Annotated in this window: 12 protein-coding genes; 2 read left to right on the top strand and 10 right to left on the bottom strand. The window is 46.2% G+C overall.

Annotated features, from left to right (window positions below):
• Window positions 1-205 precede the first annotated feature (205 nt).
• From X919_RS0106240 to X919_RS0106215, 6 genes are all read right to left on the bottom strand, one after another.
• On the bottom strand, window positions 206-985 hold the full coding sequence (locus tag X919_RS0106240; protein ID WP_028899433.1) for an ABC transporter ATP-binding protein: 780 nt from the start codon (window positions 983-985) through the stop codon (window positions 206-208).
• 21 nt (window positions 986-1,006) lie between these two features.
• The gene (locus tag X919_RS0106235) at window positions 1,007-2,128 is read right to left on the bottom strand and encodes a Rid family hydrolase (RefSeq protein ID WP_028899432.1); all 1,122 of its coding nucleotides are present in this window, start codon (window positions 2,126-2,128) and stop codon (window positions 1,007-1,009) included.
• Between the two features lie 21 nt (window positions 2,129-2,149).
• The gene (ccsA, locus tag X919_RS0106230; RefSeq protein WP_028899431.1) at window positions 2,150-4,324 is read right to left on the bottom strand and encodes a cytochrome c biogenesis protein CcsA; all 2,175 of its coding nucleotides are present in this window, start codon (window positions 4,322-4,324) and stop codon (window positions 2,150-2,152) included.
• 215 nt (window positions 4,325-4,539) lie between these two features.
• The gene (locus tag X919_RS0106225) at window positions 4,540-6,231 is read right to left on the bottom strand and encodes a di-heme oxidoredictase family protein (protein WP_028899430.1); all 1,692 of its coding nucleotides are present in this window, start codon (window positions 6,229-6,231) and stop codon (window positions 4,540-4,542) included.
• Window positions 6,232-6,331: 100 nt separating this feature from the next.
• Window positions 6,332-7,627 (bottom strand): imelysin family protein, encoded by a 1,296-nt coding sequence (locus X919_RS0106220; protein ID WP_028899429.1) that lies wholly within the window; start codon window positions 7,625-7,627, stop codon window positions 6,332-6,334.
• A gap of 42 nt (window positions 7,628-7,669) precedes the next feature.
• Window positions 7,670-8,968, bottom strand: a complete 1,299-nt coding sequence (locus X919_RS0106215; RefSeq protein WP_253270095.1) for a hypothetical protein — start codon at window positions 8,966-8,968, stop codon at window positions 7,670-7,672.
• Window positions 8,969-9,300: 332 nt separating this feature from the next.
• Between X919_RS0106215 and X919_RS0106210 the strand changes: the two genes are divergently transcribed.
• Both X919_RS0106210 and X919_RS0106205 read left to right on the top strand, forming a co-directional pair.
• A complete protein-coding gene (locus X919_RS0106210) occupies window positions 9,301-9,804 on the top strand; it encodes a flavodoxin (RefSeq protein ID WP_028899427.1) in 504 nt (167 codons plus the stop codon).
• A gap of 14 nt (window positions 9,805-9,818) precedes the next feature.
• The gene (locus X919_RS0106205; protein WP_028899426.1) at window positions 9,819-10,163 is read left to right on the top strand and encodes a DUF2023 family protein; all 345 of its coding nucleotides are present in this window, start codon (window positions 9,819-9,821) and stop codon (window positions 10,161-10,163) included.
• Window positions 10,164-10,837: 674 nt separating this feature from the next.
• On the opposite strand, the gene X919_RS0106200 is transcribed toward X919_RS0106205, so the two are convergent.
• The 4 genes from X919_RS0106200 to X919_RS14980 all read right to left on the bottom strand — a co-directional run.
• Window positions 10,838-12,418 (bottom strand): hypothetical protein, encoded by a 1,581-nt coding sequence (locus X919_RS0106200; RefSeq protein WP_155949681.1) that lies wholly within the window; start codon window positions 12,416-12,418, stop codon window positions 10,838-10,840.
• Between the two features lie 13 nt (window positions 12,419-12,431).
• Window positions 12,432-13,433 carry a hypothetical protein gene (locus X919_RS0106195; protein WP_155949680.1) on the bottom strand — a complete coding sequence of 334 codons (1,002 nt, stop codon included), beginning with the start codon at window positions 13,431-13,433 and terminating at the stop codon, window positions 12,432-12,434.
• Between the two features lie 13 nt (window positions 13,434-13,446).
• On the bottom strand, window positions 13,447-14,472 hold the full coding sequence (locus tag X919_RS0106190) for a hypothetical protein (RefSeq protein WP_028899423.1): 1,026 nt from the start codon (window positions 14,470-14,472) through the stop codon (window positions 13,447-13,449).
• A gap of 46 nt (window positions 14,473-14,518) precedes the next feature.
• On the bottom strand, window positions 14,519-17,043 hold a 2,525-nt coding region (locus X919_RS14980; RefSeq protein WP_051502448.1), incomplete at its 5' end, for a fimbrillin family protein.

Here is a 17,043-nt window from a genome sequence, read left to right as displayed (position 1 = left end):
GTTTATAGATGGATTCATAAATACAAAAAAGTAGGCTGGAATAACCAGCCTACCAAATGTCCATTACGCCGAAAATATTGATGATATCACCACAGATATTGAGCAAGCCTTGAAATAGCTCATGAGGCAGATCAATAAAAAAGGACACTCCGTATAGCGGAGTGTCTTTTTCTTTTTCCCTCTATCCTGCATCCTCATCAGGACTTTATGGCGTATCTACTATTTGCTGCCATGAGATTTCCATGGTTTGAGGATTAAACGTCACATGTTCTTGATTGATATAATGTGCTAGAATACCTGTATCAGCTAAGAGTTTCGGTGTACCATCGTACAACTTTCCAGCCTGCATGAGCCACAAGTTATCGGCCATTTTTAAAGCAAAAGCAAGGTCGTGGGTTGACAGAAGGATGGTTTTTTGCAACCGATGTGCTAATTGTTTGAGTAACTTTAGCATTTCAATCTTACTCGGAAAGTCGAGAAATGCCGTCGGTTCATCTAAAAGGATGATGGGTGTTTGCTGTGCTAAAGCTTTCGCAATCATCACCTTTTGGCGTTCGCCATCGCTGAGTGTCCCCACTTTTCTCTGGGCAAATGCTTCCATCCCCACTAACGAAAGACTCTCTGTTACAATAGCATCATCGTGAGAAGTAAGGGTCCCCCAATGATTGGTATAGGGATATCGTCCCATTGCCACCAATTCATTTACATCTAATTGCTGTGCAGCTATAGGGCGAGTGAGCACGATACTCATCTGTTTAGCCAAAGTTTTTGCCGAATAGGCCGTGATACTTTCCCCAGCTATGCTAACCGTTCCGCAGAGAGGAGGCAAGGCCCCACTCATGGTATTGAGAAGGGTTGATTTCCCTACCCCATTTGAACCTAACAAGCAAGTGAGACTGCCAGCTGACAAAGTAGCTTGCAGATGTTTGGCTATACATTTGTGGCGATAACCAATCGTGAGGTCATTGAGTGCTATCATTTCCATAGTGCAAAGGTAATGTTTTATCTACTCATTACTTTTCACAGCCACACACTCCATTTCTATAAGCCAACTTGGCCGACAGACAGGAGCAAGTAGAATGATGAAAGGTGTAGAAGGAAACTGTTGAGTAAACATTTTGTGAACCACAGCATAATCGGATGGGTCGCGTAGATAGACAAGTAGCTGAGCAAGGTGGGTGAAATCCATACGAGCCTCTGCCAATAAGGCTTTCACATTCTCCCACATACGTTGCGTTTGTTGACGAATATCCCCTGGCGCAACAACCTCTCCTAAATGGTTAATGCTGGCTGTTCCCGAGATAAAGACCAGGCGACGATCGGTATAGTCAATGGCTGTGCCCCGCTCAAAACGCACGCCATAGTCACTCGTACGATTAAGATGATCCAATGCATAAAGATGGGTTATCTGCTTAGGGTGCATTCCATAGACAGCATAAGCATCCATCATGACGCGTGTAGAAACATCACCAGTGCGCCCACCAATGCCTGTACTGGCAATGAAATGGGTATCGGGTGTGAGACCTTCCCTATCAAAGAGGCTATTGCGTGCACCGACAAAACCTGTATATTGATGGTCGATATCGTCGACAAAGAACCAGGTGCGCACACAATGACTGGCTAAGGTGCAGTCATGCTTTTTGAGCTGATGCACATAATGCTCCAAAATGTGGTGCGTTTGCTCGCCAATAGTGTCGCCACAAGCTGTAGCCTGTGACAGCCACAGATGCGTGAAATGCTCACTCCGTGCTGCAAAAAGTCCATCAGTAAGGTTTTCTACCGTGACATTTGCCAACCCATAAACCCACAATGCAACTTTCGTTCCATCCAAAGGAGGCTGCTGCACTATAGAAAGAGCACAAACATGATGCGCGCTCTGCCATACAAGAGCCTCTTGATTAATTGCGTCGCTCAAGAAATAACGCTCCATTACAGGAACCATATTTGTACCCCAATGCTGTCGAGCTACTTCGAATGCTGTTTGTACAGCTTGCAACTGCTGTTGGAAGGATTTCTCATTTTGTGTGACGTGGATGAGTAGATGGGCTTCTTGCACACCCCTCTCTGTAGAGAAGAAACTACATTCTACCCGCGCATCATCAGTGGAAAAGACCTGAAACGTATTCATTTTTATTGCATTAGGGAAGGATTAAGCATAGCTATGCATACCACCAAGAAAATAATTCACACCAAAATAAGTCATCAGCAGTGTGAGGAAAGCACATAGACAATAAAGATGATAGATGCGCGGACGCTGCAATGAAGGCAGGCTATGTGGGTGGAGTAGCACGGCATAAACCATGAAAGTGATAAGAGCCCAGGTCTCTTTAGGATCCCATGACCAATAGGTTCCCCAACTGATGTTGGCCCAAATGGCACCAATAAAAATACCCAATCCCAATGTTGTCATCGCTGGATAGAGGAATAGTTGCGAGAGCAAGGTGAGCTGTTGACTCATCTGCACCATGCCTTTTCGATGGCTACGACTCGTTAGGAAATAGGCTAATGCACTGATAAACGTGAGTGAGAGTAATGCATAGGCCATCATAATGATACTTACATGGATACTCAGTAGCGGACTATTGAGTACAGGCATACGTGGGGTAATATTGGGATCCATCTCCCCGATGTGGCTCACCAAGAGCATGAAACCACTCATTAACAAACCAAAGGTCGTCATGAGTTTCAGCGTTCGTGTGGTGAGTAGTGAGACAAACATTATCAGCCATGATAACAGCAACATGGTTTCGTAACCATTAGCCATGGGAATAGTCCCATTGATTATCCAACGCAATGCCAGAGTGAAAGTAAGGATGCCCCATGCTAAGCCCATGAATATCGTGAAATAAACATAACGTTTGCGCTGAGCAAGAAAGAAAATAGAGCACAAGCCCAGGGTGAGGTTCACCATAAAAAGGATAGTGGTGAAGGGGAAATGGTTGTAAAGGTGTTCTGCCTTCAAGGCTAACGGCGAAGGAAGTGTAGTTCCACCATAATATACTTGGTATCTCTGCAACTTGTGTACCAAGTCGTTTAACATGTCGTTGCGTCCCTGATGGGCTAATTGATTTGCCAAATTTAGAATCGAACGAATATATTTCTGCTGCGCTACGGGCATCGTACGAGGCAGTTTGTCCGTAGGAGCAAACCAATCTACCTGTCCATTAGGAGTCACATAGGGATAGAGTTTGAGCACATCCCCCTTGGTAAGGCTCATTAAGAGCATCATTTTATCATCAACATCCAACAAAGCTTTTGCCATGTTGCTCTGTTGGTTCTGCGCTTCTTGAAGATAGGGTCCAAGGATATAGCCCTGTTGTCCGAAGAGACGCATGGGCGAAATATATTCATTCAGCTGTAATTGTTCTCGCAGGGCTTTGCTTTTCACTTTCAAAATGGGTGCTTTCATCCACTCAGAAGGCCAAAATAAAAAGCCTGTCAATACCTGACAAGGAGTGTAATCTTGATATTGCTGACTGCCATAAAGCTTCTTGGTAAAGTCGATGGCAAAGGTTTCTAACGGACAAATGCGCCCATTATAGACAATAAGCACCTTTCCAAACTCGGCAGCTGTTGCTTGAGACAAAGCCGTCTGTGCATGTGTCGGTGCAAATATACACAGCAGCAAGCCTACAATGGCTGCACGCTGTGCCTTACTTTGGCGCAACAGTTGGCGAAAACGTCCACGCTTATCCACTAACATCCCTACCAATCCAATGAAAAGTAGCGCATAGCCCACATAAGTAACAGGTATGCCATAGGGGTCGGCATTCACTGCAAGATAACTGCCTCGCATATCGTCATCGAAACTACTTTGATAGAGGCGCACGCCATAGCCTGTGTAGATTTTATTCATGGCGACCTGATAGTGTTCGACTTGTTTATCATGCAGAATAGTAATTTCGGAAGCATAATCCATGGCTGCCATGTTACCAGCATGATAGCTCACGCGAAACCGATTGAGTTTGAGCGTGAAAGGCAAGGGTTGTTGTTCACCCGTCTTTGTGGAATAAGTTGTCACAGGCTTGCCTTGTCGCAGATGAACAATTCCCTTTTTCGCGGTCAAATGGGTGAGCAACGCTCCCAGTAAGATGACAACAAACGATAGATGAAGCAGCACTAACAAAGGACGCCGCACCCTCTGTTGAATGAAATAAGCCACTCCTAAGGCCACACCTACCGCCCAAAGTAACGTGAACCACCACGCACCAAAGAACTGGTCAGCCGCCATTTCTACACTGGTGTACTTGCCAACAATCGTCCCCAATGCCATCAAAGCTATCAAGAGGAGATAAACTATGCTAAGTGTTTTTTTTATTCGCATCGCTACATATTTTCCTAACGTTGGCATTTTCTGCAACGCCTTTTCTAATGTTTTTTGTAAATCGCAACCTTCTTGCGACATTTTTCCTTTTGGTATTTCACTCACTTCCTGTGGCCAAAAGTTTTATGTGTAAGGAGAGAGGCTGCACCAAAAGGATACATTCCTCATCTTGGTACAACCTCTCACTTTGTTTTATCCTCTACAATTGCACGTGTTTAAATCGAGCGAATGAACTTCACCACCGCATCTCGATCGGCTTTTGGCAAATTGTAGAATTTCTTTGCAGCCTTGAAAGCCTGGCTGTTGGGACTGTAAGCATGCCACATGATGGCTTCAACTTCGTTGCGTGCACGAGCATCGTGCAAACGATCGTCTGCACCCGAGTTCACAATCGATAATCCCCTACCCCACAATGGCGTTGTGCGACACCATGAGCCATGGATATCGTTCTTCATATCTAACTTATGTTGGATGAAGTCAGTATAGGGATAAATCTTCTGATGTGCATATTTGGGCAACTTCTTATTGCCAATGATGCGCGATGTACCATGGTTGTCGTCGCCTGTAGTCCACGAAGGACGGTGACAAGTAGCACAGCCCAGCTCTCCTGTGAAGAGCTCTTTACCACGCTGTACGACTTTATCGTTCAAATTACGTGCACGTGGAACAGCAATACCTCTATGCCATACCATGAAAGCATGATAAGCCTCATCGCTCATTTCGGGCTGGAAGTTGTAATAGGGATTGTTGTACAAGTTCACATTGTCAGCAGGTGATAACAAATAAGCCAATGCATTCTTGATGCCCGTCGCTGTACCATCATTATAATAAGGATGCACGTAGGAATTGGGATCAGCACCATGCTGCTGGATATAGCTAATCACATTGGGATTCTCGGACATGGCCTTAGCCCATGCTTCTGTGGAGCAAATGTGCTTGATGTCAGAGCGCAAGATGTTGAGCTCATCCCATAAGCCTACATCGTTTTGCAAACAGCCATCGAGCAAGTCGTAGTTGAAACGCTTGACAAACTTACGGCCAAAGGCATCTTCAGCATAAGCATCGGGTTTCAACTGCTTGGTGGCATTATCAAAGAACTCTGGATTGAGCTCCACAAATCTTCCTTCCTGCTTATATTGCTTCTCCAAATCTTCATTCGAGATGGCATCTATCAAGCCCAAACCTTGGAAGTTACACGAGGCTATCAAACGCACCTCATAGCCCGAAGGACGTGGATCGGTGTTGAAAGCCGACTGTGGGATTGTTACAGAAGGATAGCGCAATTGGAAACGTTCTCCATCAGGGAATTGCATGGGCAAACCACTCGGCATGGTTGTTACATCGTGCCATGTGATGTGAATTTGATTGGGATCAACAGGTGGCAAGAAAGGTTCAACAGCCTGAAGCATTGTGAACGTGGTGAGTTGGCTAATGGGTGTGCCATTGTTGCTGCCTGGGGCATCGGGATAATACACCGAAACAATATAGCCATTCCCTTTCACTGGATTCATATTGTTGCGGCTGTGACCATGCGCATAACCGCCAGAATGGCAGTATTCGCATGAGCGACGTGAAGCCACTGGACCCCATCCTTTATAAGGAGGTGTGTTCAAGGTGTATTTAGCACTGGCCATCATGTCACCTTGATTAAAGAGGTCGCTCAAACCTTGCTCGTCAATAGCAGGTGTGTTGTCCTCATAACAACCAGCTGAAGTATTATCTGTCGTTCCCAATTCTCCACCAGGATACCACTCATCAGCTGAGAAATTGCCTACGGCTTTACCCACATAGTTGGCCTCAGGGCCATTCTGCGTGTCATCTGTTCCAGTGTTGTCATCAGAACAAGCTGCAAAAGAACAGATACATAATGCTGCAAACAAAGCACTGCTGTAATAGTTATGTTTCATAATGTTTGATGATTGTTTGAATGCTTGAAAACGTAGCCTCACCCTTAGGGCAAAGCTACGTTCGGTTTTATCTTTGATGTTTAAATTGCGTCATGTATGTTTAATCCGCCAAGCCGCTCACCCACTTACCAGCTTCCTGAAGGGCTTCGTTGAGGGCATCAACCTTTTCGATGCAGGTCTTTACTTGTGCATGACCTGGATTGTCAATGAAAGCAACACCACTGGTCTTTGCTGTCTGCAAAGCATTGATGGCATCGTTGAGTGCATTGTTCAATTCAGCATACTTGGGATAGTTGCTCTTCTGCAAGAACTTCATAACTGAGTTGTTGGCAGGAGTAGTCACATTCTCTGTGCCACGCACACCATAAAGTGAGTTCTTAATTGAATAGATGTTATCTTGATAGTCTTGGAATGAGCGCTTGCTATAAGGTGACTCGATATAGTCTGCAGCATCTTCTGCAGTACCTGTACCCGTTGCTTTACGATAAGCCTGACCTAATTTTTGGCTGGCAACTTCCTCACAGATGCTTGAGCAACCACCAATGAAGACATTACTCAACGTCTCGTGCCAAGTAGTAAACATACCAGCTTCTCCTGCGTTCTTCACAAACTCGCCATAAGGGCTATTCTTTGGAGAGAGACCTTGATAACGTGTGCCATCAACCGTCCAACGTGCATTGTTAAACAAGTAGGTCTTGTGTGCAGCATTGTCGTTATTGCCCAACCAAGCATACTCCAACAAGTAAATCATGTTGCGCAAGTCACCTGCTACGGCTGCTGCAAAAGCTGCTTCGTCAACGGTCTTTACTGTTGTCAAGCCTGGCTCTGTCTCATAAGTTGCATTGAAAGCTGCGAGCGTACGGTTCTGACCATTACGGAAAAGCATGAACTCTAAGCCGTGGAAGCCCAACACAGAGTCGAAATCTTTATTGTGTTCGTAAACGAACTTCGCAGGAGTAGCACCATTGATTCCTGCAATAATGCCGTTATTGGTCAATGCGTTCTTCAACTGATCATGGTCGAGAGGCCAAGAGTCAATGTGGGGATCAATTTCGTTATCCGAAGCTGCACCATACAAGAAAGCCTCGCTCTGCTCCCAATATTTACGTGCCTCTTTAAACGCTGCGCAAGCAGCATCGATATCAGCTTGCGTCAAAGTGCCGTTTTGGCGCTTTGTCTTTAAGTTCTGACAAGCGTTGTAAAGCGCATCAGCCTTTATAGCCAATTCCTTGTAAGTAGGTTCAACGACAGCATCTACATAGTTTGATACGACAGCTTTCATGTCCTCACCATAGTGAATGACATTCTCATCGTCGTCGTCATTGCTACATGCTGTAAAACCTAAAGCGAGTGCACCAGTGAGACACATCGCTACAAATTTTGTAATCTTTTTCATTGTTCTATATTACTATTATTTGAATACATTGCTCATCATTAATTACAAGAAGAAGCCTTCGTAAGCAATACCGAGATTAATTGCCGGCTCATCGTTATAACCTTTCTTCAAATTGCGATAGTTATATTCGGCTTTGATGGCGATTTGTGGAATGGGATAATAGTTCACACCCGCAGCATAAATCGTCTTGTTCGTCCACTTCTTCGTGGCAGCGTGGATGTAGGAGTCATATTTCTCGATATGTCCAAAGACATATAACTTTTGATTGTCGGCGCGCAAGCTTCTAATTTGCGAGAAGACATCGTAGCCCACTTCCAACATCATAGCCATAGCATTGCTGCCGAAATATTTTCCGTTGCCCGACTCATAGGGCTTCACATATTGCACATTCGGATAGCTCAACTGCGAAATCTCATTGGCATGGCTCACATAACCATAGTCAACATTGCCGCGTGCCACCCAATTATAGCGCTTGTAGGTGAAGTCGATACTTCCTAAATAAACATTTCCTTTAATCTTTTTCTTTGCACCTCGCTCCATATCGTGAGGCACATTGTTGTGCATCGACTGGCCAAAATAGCCACTCACACCGAGGCGAAGCCCTGGAATGGTGTAATTGTCTACGCGAGCAAGGAAACCATATTTGTTGGCCACCTCAAACTCAAAGGGGCTCGATGTGCCACCCTGTATCCAGTTGGCACGGCTAAAATGATAAGCATCCAAGCCTGCAACCATCTGCGCTTCATAGCGGAAGTCGCCCAAACGTCCCCACAACGACACACCCGTCTGGTGCCAAGTGCAAGGCAAAATGGTGTTTTCGCCCTCAGGACGATACACCGTAAAGAAATTTAAAGGCTCATGATGGGCGTTAACCAAGCCAAAAGGCACCACGATGTGACCAGCACGCACATTGAAAGCGCGACCGAAACTCTTTTGCAGCCAGAACTGTTCTAACTCCACTTCGCCGCCTTTCTCCTGCTCTTGCTCAAACTCAATAGCCTCGTCGGCTTCATATTCAATGGCCGCGCCCGTGCCACCATGCTCAAATTCAATCTCAGTTCCCATTGTCCAGCCTTTGCCAAAGTCGTAACCTAAATAGATAACGGCATGTGGAATATCAAATCTTCCATGACTGGGATCTTTCTTATAACTACGAGGCGTGGTGTAACGATTGCCGTTGTCGCTATAGAAATTGCGCGAATAGGCCGCTTCACCATAACCGCCCACACTAAACTTGTTGCCTTTGGCGTGAGTCATCACCGAGTCGGCAGCACTCTCTTGTGCACTTACTCCCATCGAAGCGCTTATCATCAAAGCGCTCAACGCCATTTTGAGCTTCATTTGTTTCATGTATGTTCTTATCCTTTATTTATAATCTAAAAGAAAAAAGTGCAGACTATCGGATTGTGAACTCAGTTCCAAAAAGACTGAACAGCGCAAGACCCTGCAAGAGTTTCTTTTGAGAAGTTGCCGAGAAAACAATCCCCACTGCACTTAATTGCCTGCAAAGTTACACGAAATAGCCCTTGCAAGCAATACCTAAAAATAATGAAAAAGCAATATCCGCATTTTCATCCTTTTTAGGTATTGCACGAAAAGAAAATAGCTCGTACTTTTGCAACCGTAGCTTTTGAGGCTGCAACAACAAAGAATTAATTTTAATAGAAATAGATATGAATTCAACTTGTATTGTTTACGGATCATCAACTGGCACTTGCCAAGATCTCGCTTCACGCATTGCAACCAAATTAGGCGTTGACAGTGCCAATGTTTTTGACGCAGGAAGCATCTCTGCCGACCAATTAAATGAATTTCAAAACCTCATCCTCGGCACCTCAACATGGGGAGCAGGCGAAATGCAAGACGACTGGTATGAAGGCGTGAAAGCGCTGAAAGCAGCCAATCTCGCTGGAAAAACCGTGGCGCTCTTTGGTTGTGGCGACTGCGAAGGCTATAGCGACACCTTCTGCGGAGGCATGGGCGAGCTCTATCAAGCTGTGAAAGCTGCTGGCGCAAACATCGTTGGAGCCGTGGCTACCGATGGCTACACCTACGACGACTCTGAAGCTGTTGTCGACGGAAAATTCGTTGGATTGGCTCTCGACGACGTCAACGAGGACGACAAAACCGATGCACGAATCGATGCATGGGTAGCCGAAATCAAACCCGCATTATAAACAACAACCGACCTATGTTACAGGCTGAAGTGATACCGAGCGACCTGCGTGTGCTCTCTGAACAGATTTACCAATACAAGAAAGGTGTGCGCAAAATGGTGCTCTACACCTTTCCCGAACGCTATCAACAGCAAGCATTGGATAAATTAGAGCGCCAAGGCATCGACTATCTCGTGCAGCCCGTGGGCAATCGTCGCATCAACCTGTTCTTCGGACGAAAAGAGTGCATGGACACCATCCGAAAGTTCATTCATCAACCCCTGAATGAACTCACACCCGAGGAAGATTTCATCCTCGGGACACTCTTGGGCTACGACATCTGCAGCCAGTGCGAACGCTATTGCAAACGTAAGTCATAAACCATATAAGCAGCAGGAAAGGCGTGCCAAGCGCAGCACAAACCACCTGCCGCTCTTACCTCAAATGAGTGAATAAAGCGAGAGCCAAGGGCTGTGAAGACATTGTCTCTCTGCGAACACATCAATAGATTATTCCAAAAGATGTATAATCTTGTTCGCTACATAGATTTCATAATGTTTTTGTATAATATGTATTAGGCTGGCTGTGAAGTCGGCCTTTTATTTTTCCCCCACAGCGAAACCAGCTACCAACCCAACATACCTAAAAGTAGGTAGCAACCCATCCCTCGACAAGCTTTCACCAAATAAAAGTGTGCGGCGTACCCTACGCCGCACAGAACTGACCAAAAAAGCGTGCAGCGTACCCTACGCCGCATAGAACTGACCGAAAGAGTGTGCAGCGTACCCTACGCCGCAAAGAACTGACCAAAAAAGTATGCGGCGTACCCTACGCCGCGAAGAACTGGCTAAAAAAGTGTGCGGCGTACCCTACGCCGCATAGAACTGACCGAAAAAGTGTGCAGCGTACCCTATGCCGCACACTTTTTCTTGCTTTGCTATCTTCCCTTACCCTCATCCAACCCCACAACAAAGACATGAGCACACAAAAACAAATATCGGGCACACTGCTGTGCGCCCGATAAATAAACTCTCTCTATCGAAGGGATGATGATTTATTGTGCATTGAAAACAGGCAAGGCATTCTGCGACATGCTTTCTGGTTGTATATCGATTAAATTAGTTGCTCCCGTTTTAATGAGACCAAACGTATAAGCATTTCCCGTGTAGCCAAATTGATGATAAGTGGTTGATAGCCAATAAGCAGAATAGGTACCTGTAAGAACACCTTGTCCACCAGAAAAACCAAAACGCCCCATTGCTGGAACAAAGAAATAGTTTTGAATATCAGCAGGGCGACCCGCTGCTATGTAATATCGCTTCACGATCGTAAATTGATTTGCTGCTTGCGTATAATCCTTGCCTGTTCTATCCGATTGTGCCAAGCTCGCTTCGCTTCGCCCATTCTGCTGTGCAATCACAGAAAGTTTTTTAAGCCACAAGCCACCCTGACCTTGATTGCCACCATGCCACCACACAATATCGCGTTCATAGTAGGGAGCTGACTCAGCATACCAAATGGCTTGGTTCAAGTTTGGAGCAAATTTTGCCGACTGCTCTGCAGCATCCACTCGCCGCTGGTTGTTGATGCGAGCATCAGTGCTGGCCGTTGGCCATGCAAACTGTAACGTTGTCCAGTTCCAATAATTAGGTGCATAGCCTTCAAAGATGTCATGGCCTTCGCCTGCATCCCACAAATAATATTTGAAATCGAACTGCATTGCCGAGAAGTCGGCCGTGATATTCGTTATCGTGTTGGCCGCATAGTTTTGCGCACCAATGATTTTAATGAATTTCAACGGCATGCTCGTGATGGGCGACGTGCAATAATATTCAATGGTGAGGTCGTGCCAACCAGGCACCATCACGCAATAAATGCCGTTGCGCCATTGGTTCACTTGGTCGTTGTCCACCGCAAAACCATTGCCATTGTTTAAGATAATTTCGATTTGCTTACCCGTGTTCGTAGCGTGCCCAAGGTCTAAACCATAACTACCCACGTCGGGAAACACACCCGTGAGGGGATTGCTTGACTTAATCACCACTTTCTTTAACACCATGCCACCACGAATGAGCGCATTCGTAGAGTATGGAAGAATGTTGAGGAAAGCGGGCAAATGGGTGAACTTAACAAGGTATTGCCCAGTCTTTACTTTGGTAGCTGTGGCCACTGCACAATCACCAAAATATTTCAAATGGTCGGTTTGGTCGGCATAGCCTTGCCATTGCTGCCCCTTAATCGTGACTCCCTTTCCATCAGTGTTTGAAGGGTGCCCAAGGTAGTTCACCTTATAAGTATCGGCACGGAAAAGCCATGGGAAATAGAAACAAGCATTAGGTTTGGTGGCCGTGATGTCGCTTCCTGTGCTCCCTATGCGATTCGTAAACGACTCATACACCCATATTTGGTCGCCCACTTCCCAATGCACAGCGGCACCATTGTTGGTTGTTCCGCTATGCCACACAAGCGTTGCGCGTGTGGTCGGCGTTGTTTCTGTTGAAAATATGGTACGCACAGTGGTGTCACGCTGCGCCTGCTCGTCACGGCTCACACTACCATCTATCTCGTTGTTGCAACTGCTCAGCCCCAACAAGGCGAGTGCTGTCGCTGCAAATAAAAATATATTTCGTTTCATATGCTGTTCTGTTTTATCGGTCAAACGTTCCATTCCAAGTTGTATCTACCACTGCTTCCACGCCGCGTGTCTTCTTTGCTGTGGCAATGGTTGCACCAGCATTGATGTTGTTGTGATAGCCTCCAAGGTGCTCGGCCACATCAATCAATAAATCGGTCATCGTGTTCGTATAATACCAACGTGGGCCTACGGTGCGCGAAGTCATCTGCTCTCCCAGATTGGGCGAGGTGTAATAAACCTCAATCGTGAGATTATGATAGCCAGGAGGAATGGCAACATACATTGATGTCTGCGTAGGATTGGGCGTGAGATAAAGATAAGTGGCCGTCTCTGTGCCCGCGAAATAGCAATCTAAACTATTGCCTGTTGAAGAGGCATACGTAGCATCGAAACCATGTTGTGCCACATCAAACGAACCGCTAATGAGCTGATTAGAGCGCACGATGATGCGTTTCACCACCGAATAGTTGGCTCTAAAAAGTTCAGAGCAATAGGGAATGATATATAAATAGGCCGGCAAACGCGTGAACTTCATCGTGTAAATACCCGCTTTGTTGGGATTGCGTGTTGCTATTGCCTCTGCACAATCGCCCGTAAATTGCAAGTGATGGGTGGAGTTGTGCAGAATGTTCCATTGCTGTGCAGGGAAAGGAACATGGATACCATCGGTTGTAGAAGAATGCCCTAAATAATGCAAGCGGTAGGATGGCTCATTCAGTCCTGCCTGGAAATAGAACTTTGCACGCTGCGTTACATCGGTAGCATTGTTTCCCAAGCTACCTATGCGCCAGGTTGGGTTGATGTAAATCCAAAGCTTATCACCAGGTTGCCAACAAGGCTGTGCGCCTCCTCCTACGGCGTGATTGAGTATGTAGTTGTTTCGCGTAATCGCATTTCCCTCTGCCACAAAGGTCGTGCGATTGCCTTCATCGGGTTGCGTCGTGTCAATATCATTGCTGCTGCAGCTCATAAATAGACCTGCCGCCAACGCAAAGGATAGGATTATCTTATTCATTGTCAATGTTGTTTTATCGGTTAAACGTTCCATCCCAATCTTCATTTTCGCTCACTTCAACAGCCTTATGCTTCTTAGCCAATTCTATTTGGCCACCTGCACCAATGGGATTGTTGTCGGCATCATAGTAGTTGGCCACGTCGGCAATGATGTCGGTCATCGAGTTTGCCTTATATTCGTGGTTGCCAATAACGCGCACCGCGCGTAGCTCTTGCCCTGGGAATTTGGGCGATGTGAAATTAATCTCTATTACAAGATTATGCCAGCTGGGGCCAATTACCACATAAACAGCGTTCTTTGCGCGGTCGGCAGCGGCATTATCGAGTGGGAATCCATTGCCTCCATTGAGTATCATCTCGATGTTATTCGCCACATCGGTACCATTGGTAAAGCCATAACGTGCCACATCAAACTTCCCGCGAATGGGATTATCTGAATAAATACGGATGCCTTTCAACACAGCACCAGTACGCACAAACTCGTCTGAGCAATAGGGCATGATGCAGAGATAAGCCGGCAAACGTTTGAACTTCACTGTGTAAAGGTCAGGGTTGTTGGCATCTTGTGTTGCAAGCCCCTCAGCACAATCGCCATTCGAAGCCAAATGGTCGGTATTGTCGGGTGGATATTGCCACTGGTTTGCACCAATGGTGATGTAACGACCATCCGTGGCATTCCCTAAATAGTGCACTTTATAAGTGCTCCTATTTTGCAAGGGAGGGAAATAAAATTTAGCACGTTGGGTAACTGCTGTGATATCACTACCAATGCTACCAACTCGCTCTTCGTCTCCAACATAGAGCCAAATTCTATCATTAGGTTGCCAATAAGGTGTAGCACCAAGACCTGCAGCAGTGTGACCAAGAATATAGCTCACACGAGTGAGGCGTTGCCCCTCGGTCAAAAACTTGAGGCAATGGGTTGTATCTATAGGGGTGCTACCTTGCGAAAGCGACGAAGCTACTTCGTCATTGCTGCAGCTTATCATTCCACAAGCTGTAGCAACCAAGGCGAGCGTAAATAATAATTTTCTTTTCATTATCAATAATTTTATGATTATAATAATAAGCCTTAACGACATTCATCTACCATTGAATGATACCTCCAGGCTCGATAGCATGGTGATCGGAATCTATCGTTGGCTGTGTATCAAGAACTGGACGAACGCCCAAACCATACGAACGTGCATTACCAAGATGGGGTTTCATATTCGCTGCATCGAAATAAAGGTGATAACCATAGTTGTCATCATATGGGTGTGCTGACCAATACCAACCATGCTCACCCACAGCCATCAACACACCACCTATGTAATGGCGGAATCCTGAAGCAGGGAAATAAGCTGTTGAAGTGCCAATACCCGATTTAAAGTCCCACGCTTTACCAAATGTACCCAACACATTAAATTCGGTTACATTTGCGGTATTTTCACCTGTTGTTGTGAAGCGCGTGAAGGCTTTACTTGCAGGCATACGGAAACCAGCAGGACTTGGGTCATAAATGGTCTTCACTATACCATCATCACTCCAGTTATCCAACTTGGTATTGTTAGCCGACCATAAGTTAGCATAAGCAGCATTGTAATGGTCGTAGGGGTAACTATTGACAATATACATTACTGCAGGATGCTGGATGGTACTACCAATCGTTTGACGACCTGTAGCAATTTGGAATGCAGTTGTACTGGGTGTGCTACTATTATCATAGAATGTATCTGTTCCAGGAAGCGCATCCTTACGACCATATTGATACAATGTGGTTCGCATGTCGTAAGCAGAATATGCTTTCAACGTAATATATACAATACCCTTTTGGCTACTATTGGCATTTCCTGCAGTGGGCTGTAACGTCACACGGCACTTTCTATCCTGTGCATAAGGTGTTTCTTCCCACTTGCTATAGGCAAAGCCTAAAGAAGCATTTGAAAACTTATAAACATAGTTCCCTTGGTTAACACAAGTAATTGTTCCCAATGCTTCGGGCTTAGCAAACCATAGATGCCATGACCACATCACGGTGCCGGCCGCATTCTTAACGGCTATCACGGCATTTCCACTGCGAATGCCATGGGTGTCGTCGCCTTTGGGCACTTCAAACTCCACATAGTCCACACCAAGATAGTTTTTAATGGGGCTGCTCCCGATGGTGATTAAATCGGGCTGGTCGCTCCACACAATGCTGGCTTGTGTAGCTTTGTTACCACTATTCTGCACATTGATAAATGGAGATGTAATGGGTTGATTGTTATGATCGAGGAAGGTGTGAAGAATCACATCCGAATAGCTTGCATAAGGCGTCACAGGTGCACTGCTGACATAAGCGCTGCTATTGGCTACATTATTCTTTACACCATTACCATAAACAAGAGGTATGCGGTAATGCCCAGGTGCTGAGATGAGATAGCTGTTGGCAGATTCCGTGATATAGTTACCCCCATCATTCGGATTGGCCAAGTTGTGATAATAGCCTGCATTGCCCTTTGGCGTAGCATTCTTCAGCGCATCGTTATATTCTTTCAAGTGATTGCGCATCTGTACGGCATATAAGTTCACGTTTCCCACGTTGGCTGCGCCATTGGCATCGCCAGGACCATTATAAGTGAAGTTGAGTAACCATGTGGGCCAGCTGTTAGGTCCCATGTCAGTCCATTGCCCTGTAGTGGCATTGTACTCTTCATATTTCGTTACTGTCCAAGGCACAGCCTGCTTCACCGCGCCACTTTCGCGCCAACTGGTCACCTTATAGTGTTGCACATCGGCAGGTTGCACGGTGTGTTCAAACGTGAGGTTGTTATCGGTCACCGTGAAGTGATACTGCCAGTTGGAGTTGCTCTGCGAGAGTTTATATTCGCTGGTGGTACCAGCTTCCCATTGTCCTTTGAGACGAATGGTGAGCTTATGCTTCTTGTTGTCGGGCGTAGTGTAGTAAATCATCGCCTTCACGTTTTGCCCATCCAATTGCTGGGGCAGCATGTAGAACGTGTAGTTGCGACCATCTGTGCCTGCAATGGCTGCATTAGGGGTCTGCGACACGGCAATGCTCACGCCATCGAGGCTGTTGACTTGCGAACGATCGGTGGAGGGATAAGTCCATGTGCCTTGTGTTATAGGCGCATCCGACATGGTGTAGCGACCTTTGCTGAGTGCACCTGTGATTTCAATCTTGGTGATGGTGCCCAACGAAAGGTTGTCGCCCACCGAGAATTTCACAGCCGTGAGGGCGTGTTGAAATTGCAAACTCGTGGCTGGTGCATCACCCTGCGACACATATTGCGCATCGTTTGAGCGTGCAATCATCAAGTCCTTCATGTTTTGCACGTTGCCCTCGACCTCAAAATCCACATAAGGTGTGGGCAGATGGCCTGCTGGCGAGAGTGCTATCTTGCTGTAGGAGTTAGTCACTTCGGGATAAACGGCGAAGAAACGTCCCCATGGCTTTTGCCAGGTCCAGCGGTGAAGGTTATCGAGTGTTCCGTCGCCTTGCGTGGGCTCGCTGTCAAACCATTGGTTGGTCATGGCTGTTTGTGACGTGCCATTCATGCCTGTCGAGGAGAAACGGCCACGCGTCCATGCCACAACAGCACGTGTGCCTGGTGTGGGCGTAATGGGAT

Origin of the sequence: Prevotella sp. HJM029, assembly GCF_000599605.1 — a bacterium.
GTDB lineage: Bacteria > Bacteroidota > Bacteroidia > Bacteroidales > Bacteroidaceae > Prevotella.
The sequence above is the reverse complement of the archived record's forward strand: the minus strand, read 5'-3'. Positions and strand labels throughout refer to the sequence as shown.

Excerpts from the sequence above, each read along its gene's own strand:
- X919_RS0106240 (WP_028899433.1), bottom strand. The coding sequence starts at position 985 with ATGGAAATGATAGCACTCAATGACCTCACGATTGGTTATCGCCACAAA.
- X919_RS0106235 (WP_028899432.1), bottom strand. The coding sequence starts at position 2,128 with ATGAATACGTTTCAGGTCTTTTCCACTGATGATGCGCGGGTAGAATGT.
- ccsA (WP_028899431.1), bottom strand. The coding sequence starts at position 4,324 with ATGCGAATAAAAAAAACACTTAGCATAGTTTATCTCCTCTTGATAGCT.
- X919_RS0106225 (WP_028899430.1), bottom strand. The coding sequence starts at position 6,231 with ATGAAACATAACTATTACAGCAGTGCTTTGTTTGCAGCATTATGTATC.
- X919_RS0106220 (WP_028899429.1), bottom strand. The coding sequence starts at position 7,627 with ATGAAAAAGATTACAAAATTTGTAGCGATGTGTCTCACTGGTGCACTC.
- X919_RS0106215 (WP_253270095.1), bottom strand. The coding sequence starts at position 8,968 with ATGAAGCTCAAAATGGCGTTGAGCGCTTTGATGATAAGCGCTTCGATG.
- X919_RS0106210 (WP_028899427.1), top strand. The coding sequence starts at position 9,301 with ATGAATTCAACTTGTATTGTTTACGGATCATCAACTGGCACTTGCCAA.
- X919_RS0106205 (WP_028899426.1), top strand. The coding sequence starts at position 9,819 with ATGTTACAGGCTGAAGTGATACCGAGCGACCTGCGTGTGCTCTCTGAA.
- X919_RS0106200 (WP_155949681.1), bottom strand. The coding sequence starts at position 12,418 with ATGAAACGAAATATATTTTTATTTGCAGCGACAGCACTCGCCTTGTTG.
- X919_RS0106195 (WP_155949680.1), bottom strand. The coding sequence starts at position 13,433 with ATGAATAAGATAATCCTATCCTTTGCGTTGGCGGCAGGTCTATTTATG.
- X919_RS0106190 (WP_028899423.1), bottom strand. The coding sequence starts at position 14,472 with ATGAAAAGAAAATTATTATTTACGCTCGCCTTGGTTGCTACAGCTTGT.